A 9,105-nucleotide genomic window follows, 5' to 3' on the forward strand; every position below is an offset into this window, starting at 1 on the left:
TGTGCTATCGTCTTTCACGCAAAGGCCCCTTCGCTGGCAGTTCGCTTGTCTCGCAACGGCGTTCTACCATGAAGCGGGCCTTTGTCTTACAGGCTTCGTGAATTATTCAGGCTAAGGCCGTGGTCTTCGGAGAGCTCACACAACGCCCAGTGATCGAGGTAGACAGCCGGAGCATCAAAGCTTTGGCGTACGTGCAGCTTGGAACCGTCGATTTCCAGCTTCATCGGCATGCTCGATGCCTAACGTCCGCCATCAGCGGCAGGAACCGGCGGACGAAGGCTAGACACCTGCCTCGACCGATTAGCCGTCACTCTCATCGCGCCACGCCGCAGCATTCAGGCGCTCAACAGCTGCGTAGTAACGGACGCGTGAAGTCTCCGGAGCGTCGTCGAGGTTAACAGCATCAAATATCAATTCCGCAACAAGTGAGCCAATGGCATGAATAGCATCGTGTCTCGATAGCCCCTCCTTCGTCAAGCGCAACACCGCTCGAACAACCGGATCGTCATTCAACGCCAGTTGGTTCTCAACAACCACGTGAATGCTCGCGTGGGCTCGACGCGCAGCTTTGGGGATCGAGACTCGCGCGTCGCGGTGGTAATGTTCAACCAACACGATCCTCACGCTCTCATCGAGCGCGAGCCAGTCACTCCCAATCGGAGCAACTTCAGGATCGTACCGTTCCATCCCGGATCCGCGTGTTGGTGACGGCTAACGTCGCGCATAACCGGCGCGAAACAGTGGCGCGCAGCGCCGCTGTTTCGCGTCCGCGTTCAGCGCGCGGTTAGCCGTCACTGTGTCCAACAACAACCAGCGCGACGTAGGGAGAGACGTTGAACAGTAGAACGCCAACCTTGTAAACCGCCATGCCACCATAGTGAATCGCGTCAAAGCGCTCTTCAGATAGCTGGAACCAACGACCGTGGAGCCGAAACATCCAGGCGTGAGCCAGACGAAACGCAAGGAACCAGCACAGCAACACGCCGTAGTTGATTACGAGACACCAGAGCAAGAAATGTTTCGCCGTCTCGACACTCATTGCATGCCCTCCTGCCGGCCAACAAGTTGAAGTCATGTCAGCCATCGGCTAATAGGGTATTACCGGAGCCCCACCCTGGCAATTGGGACAACGACATTGGGACATCGACGCTGGAACACATCGGTTCCGTTTGCGCCGTATACGTGTCCGCAGTCTGGCAAGGCACTCCATTCGATATGAACGCTGGCAGAAGTCGTTGCCTGCTACGCCCCTGTGGCCAGCGCAGCGTTGGCGGTTCCGATTCACGTAACCCACCTGCGTCGTCTTCGTGCTTCCGCTGGCGAATAACGGCATTGGCGCGACCTTGTGACGGCTAACGTTGCGCATAACCTGCCGGACAACAGCAAGCGAAGCGCCGCTGTTGGACGGTCAGGTTCATGCGCGGGTTAGGCCCCATTTGGCTGAAATGTTTGTGCCACGTCGAATACCCTTTTCGCGATCCTACGATCCCAGCCGAGACGTAACAAATTGCCCACCCGCAAGCGCTCTACTTTCGCTCGGATTAAGATCAACTCGCAAACAAACTCTTGGGTAACGTACCAGCTATGCTTGGCTGGCCCACCGCTTTCGATGAACTGCTCCTGAAGGTACTCGTTCGCCCACCTGATGGCGTCAGCTAGGAGCGACTCTAGTTCGGTGAGCGTAGTGATTTCTGCGAGACCGGCCAATTCAATCAGATCTGACAATGCGTCACTATCGGAAAGATTCGGGTCTTCGGGTTCGTCGAAGTCGAAACCTATCTCGGCCGCAATAGCAGACAACTCAGCAACGATTGGCGACTTCGTCATAAACTGACCAACTGAAAGATAGTCGAGAGGGAGGCGCGTATCTCCCGCTGACAGTTGGTTGCTGATAGCACGCGTAAGGTTGCCTGAAGCGTCACGGAGCGATACGAATTCATCGTCGGCCAACTCGAAAAGCGCGGAGAGTCGGAACAGCTTGCGTCGTAGGGAGGCGGGGACATCTCCTTCGCGCTTGTACTGTAGCTTGTGTGAAATCGCGGCCCACGCGTGCTGAAGGACCGTCCGCACCTGTATCTCTGCCTTGAGATCAGTGAAATTTTCCCATTCACGAAGAAGCGATCTTTTCTCCGAGAGACGAATAATGTAGTGAGCCGACCGATAGCCAAATTCTGACGCCTGAGACGCGTGTTCGACGGACTGCTGAGAATCGACAAGAAACTCAGACTCAATCAAGCGTCCGATCGATATTGGGGCCGAGCGTCCGCTGCAACGCGCGGTTATGCGAGGGGCCGCATAGCGAACAGCCATCGAGCCGACTACGCATCAGACTACTCCGATCCTTCGCACGAGCCATGCGGCCCCTGTTCAGCCGGCCCGCCCGCGGGAGCGCCACGGTTCCCGAGATCACCATCCGAGCACGCGGAAGTACCCAGTCGCCCAAACGCGAGCACCGGCCATGACGATGCTACGCGGCACTTCGTTCGCAGCCAAGCTCTTGGCATACAGTTTCTTCGATCGACTCGACTGCCACGCCGCTCATTGGACCGACTGAGGACGTTCCCCGAGGGCGCTGACCGATGGCGTCCCAAGTTCGCCTACCTTCATGAAAGACGGGCTCCGCTTATTTTGTCCAGCGAGCACGGCTGCCTCAGCCTGGATGCCCAGACGTGCGGTGCGATCGTTCCGGCAGCGACGCGGACTCCGTTGCCGCCAGCTGCGTGTTGGACCATGCCGCATACGACGACGGGGCTGACGCATAACGACCGCCATCAGCGGCAGGAGAGAGCAAGCGAAGCGCCGCTCTCGACTGTCCGCTGCATGGCACGGTTAGCCCTCAGTGCGTGACTGCCAGCGAGTTGGGCTTCTTCGACCACGCATACACGCGATAACAATGATTGACTCCGGATAGACCCGGTAGAACACTGAATAGGGAAATCTTCGCATCGGTGCGCGCCGCGTATCCCGATGAACAACCTGAAAGACTTGCGGACCCTCAGCAATACGTTCCAGGGTAGCCCTCAGCTCGTCCCGAAACTCCGCACCCAGGCCCGGACGTTGACGTTCGTACCAGACATATGCTTCCGAGACATCGGCCTCGGCCGCTGCGCGAAACAGTACGGCCTTCACGAACGCAAGCGGTCAAGACGATTAAGTACTTCTTCCGCTGGAATGCCTACGGGACCTTCACGATCGAGTTCGTTAATCCGACGATCCAGCTCAGCGCGCTGATCATCCGTGAATGGGATGGCCTCTGGGGTGGAAGAGAGGCTGTCCCAAAGAAGCTCAATGAGCTCGAGCCTTTGAGTAGGGCTCAGTGCCTGAATATCGATCATGACCAACCTCCGTCTCAGGGCTTCAGTTTACCCTTGGCAGGGCGCGGATGCTTCCTGAGGGCTAACTTCTATTTATGGAAAGCAAAAAAATCGGATAAGCGCTTCGTGGGCCATAAATACGCTCATAAACGGGCTTATCGTCTCAACAATCGTACACCCGATCGACATCCATATGCCGATCGGGTTGCACGCAGGTTGCCGGTATGCCCAAGCAGCCTGGGCGCATGATGGACAGGTCTTTGGCGGGACTGAAGCAGCCCAGGCGCCAGGGAACGATGCCCGAGCGGCGGCTACTTCCCCGGCACCCAGATCCGGTTGCCGGCGCCGGCCAGGTCGAGCATGAGCTGGTTCAGCCGCTTCACGAACGAGCCGGGGTCCTCCAGGCTTCCGCCTTCGGCGAGCAGCGCCTGTTCGAACAGGATGCTGCTCCAGTCGGCGAAGCGCTCCTTGCCGATCTCTTCCTTCAGGCGCTGCACCAGCGGATGGCTCGGATTGATCTCGAGGATCGGCTTGGAGCCGGGCACGCGCTGGCCAGCAGCCTTCAGCAGCCGCTCGAGGTTCGCGCTCATGTCGTTCTGGTCGGCCACCAGGCAGGCAGGAGACTCGGTCAGGCGGTTGGTGGCGCGCGCTTCCTTGATCCGCTCGCCCAGCGACTGCTTGATCGCCTCGAGCAGCTCCTTCAGCTCGCCGGCATCCTGCTTGGCCTTGCGATCGTCCTCGTCGGCCAGCACGCCGAGATCGAGATCGCCGCGAGCGACCGAGACGAGTTTCTTGCCCTCGTATTCGGTCAGGCTCGCCACCAGCCACTCGTCGACGCGGTCGTACATGAGAAGCACCTCGATGCCTTTCTTGCGGAACACTTCGAGGTGCGGGCTGTTGCGCGCCGCGTTGAAGCTATCGGCGGTAACGTAGTAGATCGCCTCCTGCCCGTGCTTCATGCGGGCGATATAGTCGTCGAGCGAAACGTCCTGCGTTTCCTTCCCGCCATGGGTGGAGGCGAAGCGCAGCAGCTTGGCGATCCGATCGCGGTTGGCGGAGTCCTCGCCGACGCCTTCCTTGAGCACGCGGCCGAACGCCTGCCAGAATTTCTCGTACTTCTCCTTGTCGCCCTGCGTCAGCTCGTCGAGCATGCCGAGCACGCGCTTCACCACCCCGGCGCGGATGGCTTCCACGTCCTTCGATTCCTGCAGGATCTCGCGCGAGACGTTGAGCGGCAGGTCGTTGGAATCGATCACGCCGCGCACGAAGCGCAGGTACGGTGGGGTCAGGTGCTCGGCGTCGTCCATGATGAACACGCGCCGCACGTAGAGCTTGAGCCCCTTGCGGTGCTCGCGGTCCCACAGATCGAACGGAGCATGCGCCGGCAGGTAGAGCAGCGCCGTGTATTCGTGCCGGCCCTCGACCCGTGCATGGCTGTAGGCGAGCGGCGCTTCGAAATCGTGCGCGACGTGCTTGTAGAACTCGTCGTATTGCTCCGGCGTGATCTCGGATTTGCTGCGCGCCCACAACGCGGAGGCCTGGTTCACGGTCTCCTCGCCGGCGTCCGAGCTCACGGCGCCCTTCTCGTTGTCCCATGCCTCCTTCTGCATCCGGATCGGGATCATGATGTGATCGGAATAGCGGCGGACGATCTCGCGCAGCTTCCAGCCGGACAGGAAATCGCTCTCGTCTGCACGCAGATGCAGAGTTACGTCGGTGCCGCGCCCGGGCTTTTCCACCGCTTCGATGGTGTACTCGCCCTCGCCGCCCGACTCCCAGCGCACACCTTCCGAGGCTGGCAAGCCGGCACGCCGGGTAACCAGCGTGACCCGGTCCGCGACCACGAACGCCGAATAGAAGCCGACCCCGAATTGCCCGATGAGATTGGCATCCTTCGCCTGGTCGCCGGTGAGACGGTCGAAGAATTCGCGCGTGCCGGATTTTGCGATGGTGCCGATGTGCTCGATCACCTCGTCGCGCGACATGCCGATGCCGTTGTCCGAGACGGTGATCGTGCCGGCTTCCTTGTCGAAGCTCACCCGGATTTGCAGCTCGGGATCCGATTCGTACAGATCCTTGTTCGACAGGGCTTCGAAACGCAGCTTGTCGCAGGCGTCGGAAGCGTTGGAGATCAGCTCCCGCAGGAAGATCTCCTTGTTGCTGTAAAGCGAATGCGTCACCAGACGCAGCAGTTGCTTGACCTCGGCTTGAAAGCCCAAGGTCTCCTTGGTCTTGGTATCGGTGCTCATGACGGATCCTCCGCGAACGACCATTTCAGATGCGGGCAAGACCGGGATTTTCAACCATTCCGTGCCGAATGGTGAAGATCCCTGCTCGGCCTTCGCGCTGCCCGCCCCCTGTTCCGACGCCGCGGCGGCCGCAGCCATGCGCCGGCTGACGATCATGAGCGGGATTCCGAGCGCGAGCACGCCGAGACCGAGGCGGGCGCCCAGGCTCCCGGCCGTCTCGATTGTGAGCGCGTAGTCGATGCAGGAAACCAGCATGTAGGCGCAAGCCGCGCAGAAAACGAGCGGCGAAAGCGGAAAAAGCGGCACGCGGAAGTGCGCGCCGTCGCTCGGGGCCTGGCGGCGCAGGACGAACAGCGCCATGCCGATCAGCAGGAAGAACAGCCAGAATGCCGGCGCCGCATAAGCAACCAGGGTCTCGAAACCGTCCGGCGTGGTTGCCGCCAACAGCACCATGACGAGTGCGATGGACCCCTGCCACAACAACCCGCGCAGCGGCGCATTGGTGCCGGCGTGCCAGCGACCAAGGAACGCGAACAGGGGCTGATCGCAGCCGAACGCGTAATATTGGTGCGCGCACCGGTGAACACGGTGGCGTTCAACGTCGCCGCCGAAGCCACCATCACCAACAAGCTCACGACCGCGGCATCGGCCGCCCCGAACACCGCCTGCACGAGATCCGCGGCAGGCGCGCGCGCACCGCGCAGGCCCTCCAGCCCGAGCACGCGCAGATAGGCGGAATTCATGGCGAGGTAGATGGCCGTCACCGCTACGATGCCGATCACCAGTGCCCGCACGATGTTGCGCCTGAGCTCCTTCAGCTCCCCGCCGAGATACGCCGCCTCGTTCCAGCCGCCGTAGGTCAACATCACGAAGATGACGGCAAGGCCGGTAAACGCAGCCGTGGGCTCCTGCGCCATCGGATTCGGCGCTAGAGCGCGCGGCACATCGGCCATCAGGCCGGCCGCGACGATAACGACGATCGCTCCGGCCAGCGCAATCGTGAGCACGTTCTGCAACCATTTGCCGTGCGACGTGCCGCTCACGTTGAGCGCCGTGATGACGATCACGATCAGGCCGGCGTACAGCGCCGTGCCGTGCGTGCCGAGCGGCGCCAGGCGGGAGGCGTAGTCGGCGAATACGAACGCGAGCGCGGCGATGGCCCCGGTTTGCACCACGCTCATGCGCGACCAGGCGAACAGGAATGCGAGCTGCTCGCCGTAGGCAAGGCGCAGGAAATGATACTCCCCGCCGGCGTGCGGGAAGCGGCTCGCGAGCTCCGCATAGCACAGCGCACCGGCGATCGAGATGAGCCCGCCGGCCAGCCACAACAGCATGAAAACCGTTTCGCTTTGGACCTGGGTGGCGACGATCGCCGGCGCACGGAATATGCCGGCGCCCAGCATGATGCCTACGATGAGCGCGCAGGCATCGAACAGCGAGAGTGTCTTGCGGGGCGCCGCCGGCAAGCCCGATTCAGCGGCCATCCCCATGCAATCTCCTGGCTACAGCGACGAGCCCAGGTCGAGCTTGCCGGGCGCCGTGCGCTTGGCAGTGAAGACCGCCTGATCGACCTTCTTGCCCGCATGCACGCGCAGCGTGCCGTTGATGGTGTCGCCCTGCAGGCGGCCGTTGAATTCGTGGCGCACAGCGCTCGCCCCGCTGCCGACTGTGAGCCAGAACGTGACATCCTCGCCCCGCACCCGCGCGCCCTGGAGCTGGGCGGCGCGATCATCGATGCGCGCGTTGCCGCTCAGCATCTGGAAGCGCTGGCTGAGATCGAGATCGACCGCAAGGGTATGGCCACCGACCGGCGCACGAATCTGCCACTTGCCGGCGGCATTGGCCGGTACGTACCAGAGATAGATGTAGCTCGTGCCGGGATTGCCGACCGATTTTTCCGGCACCGACAGCGTATCGTTGTCGTCGGGTTGCCACTCGCCCATGTGGTAGTCGTGGGCGACCACGCGGGTACCGGGCTTCAGGCGCAGAATCTTCGGCCGCAGTTTCTCGTTCATCTCCGGCAACAGGTAAGTCGTAATGACCGTCGCCTTGGACAGGTCCGTTTCGAATAGATTCTCCTCGACGAACCGGGCCCGGTCGGCGATCCCTTCCCGCTTGGCGGTATCGTTCGCGCGCTTGAGCAGCACCTCGTCCAGATCGACGCCGAAGCCGCGCGCGCCGAATTTCTTGGCGGCGGTGATCACGATGCGCCCGTCGCCCGAGCCGAGGTCGATGATGTAGTCCTTGGCGTTCACCTTGGCCATGTTCAGCATCGTATCGACCACGATCTGCGGGGTCGGCACGTAGACTACGTCGCCCACACCTTCCTGCGCGCGCGCCACGCCGCTCGCGCCGATCGTGATCAAGCCCGCGATCCATGCCCATCTCGCCCTGTTCATCCGCCTTACCTCCGCACGCTGATCCACCCCGCCACGCGCTGCGAATGTGCAGCGCCTCGTTTCGTTCGCTTCATTGCACGCCGCTGCCCGCCTTGAGCTCGGCGAGCTTCGGATCGATCTCGGGCCCGATCGCCACCTTGCCGCCCACGCGGCGCGCCCGCCAGGCGATGGCACGCTCGTTGGGTGCGGTCTTGAGCGTGCCCTCGATCGAATCGCCCACGACGCGCCCGGAGAACTCCTGCACCGTGGCGCTTCCCGCTGCGCTCGGCAGGCGCGCCTCGAACGTGAGCTGCGGACCGACCAGCTTCACGCCTTCGAGCGGCAGGCGCGAATCGCCGGCCTCGATGCTGCCCTCGGCGAACTGGAACTTCTGCGCAAGCCGGAGCGTGATCTCCTGCGGTTTGGGCGAGGTGCGTACGGTCGCGCTCCATTCGCCGGTAACGTTCGCAGGCACTACCCAATAGAACACCTTGCTGACGGGGTCGCGTCCGACGGTCTTGCCGGGAGCCTCGAGCTTGAATTGCGCGTCCGGCTTCCATTCGCCCATGTCGTAGTCGTGCGAGACGATGCGGGTTCCGGGCTTGAGCTCGCGCAAAAGCTTGGGGCGCACCATGAGGTTCACTTCGGGGAGCAGGTAGATGCTCATCACCGTTGCCCGGTGGACGTCGGTCTTGTACAGGTCGCGCGCATAGAACACGGCCCGATCGGCCACGCCTTCCTTGGCCGCGTTGGCGTTGGCGAGCCGCACCAGCCGCGCATCGTGATCGACGCCGAAGCCACGTGCGCCGTACTCCTTGGCCGCAGTAATCACCATGCGCCCGTCGCCTGAGCCCAGGTCGATGACATAGTCCTTGGGACCGACCTTCGCCGTCTCGAGCATGGCCTTGACGACGTTGGCCGGCGTCTGCACATAAGGGGTGTCGCCGAAATCCTGTGCGTTCGCGGACCACGCGAGCGTGCAGCAGGCAGCCAGGAGCGCGTCTCGGACGCGCCGGGAAATTGCGGGGGAAAATCGGGGATTCAAGTCGTTGACCTCATCGTCTGGTGTCGGCGCGGGAGCGGAGGAAGAAAGCTCGCAAGCGCCCAATCTCATCGCGCGCCGCCCGATGGTTGCGCTAACGCACGACCGGCCTCGTTCGCCGA

General features: G+C 62.2%; 8 protein-coding genes and 2 pseudogenes. All 10 read right to left on the minus strand.

Annotated elements, in window-relative coordinates; translation table 11 throughout:
* Nucleotides 1–300: 300 nt before the first annotated feature.
* Complete coding sequence (locus GEV05_18845) at nucleotides 301–687, minus strand: hypothetical protein (GenBank protein ID MPZ45407.1); 387 nt, start codon at nucleotides 685–687, stop codon at nucleotides 301–303.
* Between the two features lie 97 nt (nucleotides 688–784).
* Nucleotides 785–1,039, minus strand: coding sequence for a hypothetical protein (locus tag GEV05_18850; protein ID MPZ45408.1), 255 nt, complete (start codon nucleotides 1,037–1,039; stop codon nucleotides 785–787).
* A gap of 48 nt (nucleotides 1,040–1,087) precedes the next feature.
* A pseudogene (locus tag GEV05_18855) lies at nucleotides 1,088–1,333 on the minus strand (hypothetical protein).
* A 92-nt stretch (nucleotides 1,334–1,425) separates the two neighbouring features.
* Nucleotides 1,426–2,310, minus strand: coding sequence for a hypothetical protein (locus GEV05_18860; GenBank protein ID MPZ45409.1), 885 nt, complete (start codon nucleotides 2,308–2,310; stop codon nucleotides 1,426–1,428).
* A 519-nt stretch (nucleotides 2,311–2,829) separates the two neighbouring features.
* Nucleotides 2,830–3,129 (minus strand): type II toxin-antitoxin system RelE/ParE family toxin, encoded by a 300-nt coding sequence (locus tag GEV05_18865; GenBank protein ID MPZ45410.1) that lies wholly within the window; start codon nucleotides 3,127–3,129, stop codon nucleotides 2,830–2,832.
* Nucleotides 3,126–3,335 carry a hypothetical protein gene (locus GEV05_18870; protein ID MPZ45411.1) on the minus strand — a complete coding sequence of 70 codons (210 nt, stop codon included), beginning with the start codon at nucleotides 3,333–3,335 and terminating at the stop codon, nucleotides 3,126–3,128. The genes GEV05_18865 and GEV05_18870 overlap by 4 nt, the downstream gene beginning before the upstream one ends.
* Before the next feature lie 290 nt (nucleotides 3,336–3,625).
* A complete protein-coding gene (gene htpG, locus GEV05_18875; GenBank protein ID MPZ45412.1) occupies nucleotides 3,626–5,563 on the minus strand; it encodes a molecular chaperone HtpG in 1,938 nt (645 codons plus the stop codon).
* Nucleotides 5,564–5,704: 141 nt separating this feature from the next.
* Nucleotides 5,705–7,053, minus strand: a pseudogene (locus GEV05_18880) (amino acid permease).
* A 12-nt stretch (nucleotides 7,054–7,065) separates the two neighbouring features.
* A complete protein-coding gene (locus GEV05_18885; protein ID MPZ45413.1) occupies nucleotides 7,066–7,962 on the minus strand; it encodes a methyltransferase domain-containing protein in 897 nt (298 codons plus the stop codon).
* Between the two features lie 70 nt (nucleotides 7,963–8,032).
* Complete coding sequence (locus GEV05_18890) at nucleotides 8,033–9,055, minus strand: methyltransferase domain-containing protein (protein ID MPZ45414.1); 1,023 nt, start codon at nucleotides 9,053–9,055, stop codon at nucleotides 8,033–8,035.
* Nucleotides 9,056–9,105: the final 50 nt, after the last annotated feature.

The organism is Betaproteobacteria bacterium (assembly GCA_009377585.1).
GTDB lineage: Bacteria > Pseudomonadota > Gammaproteobacteria > Burkholderiales > WYBJ01 > WYBJ01.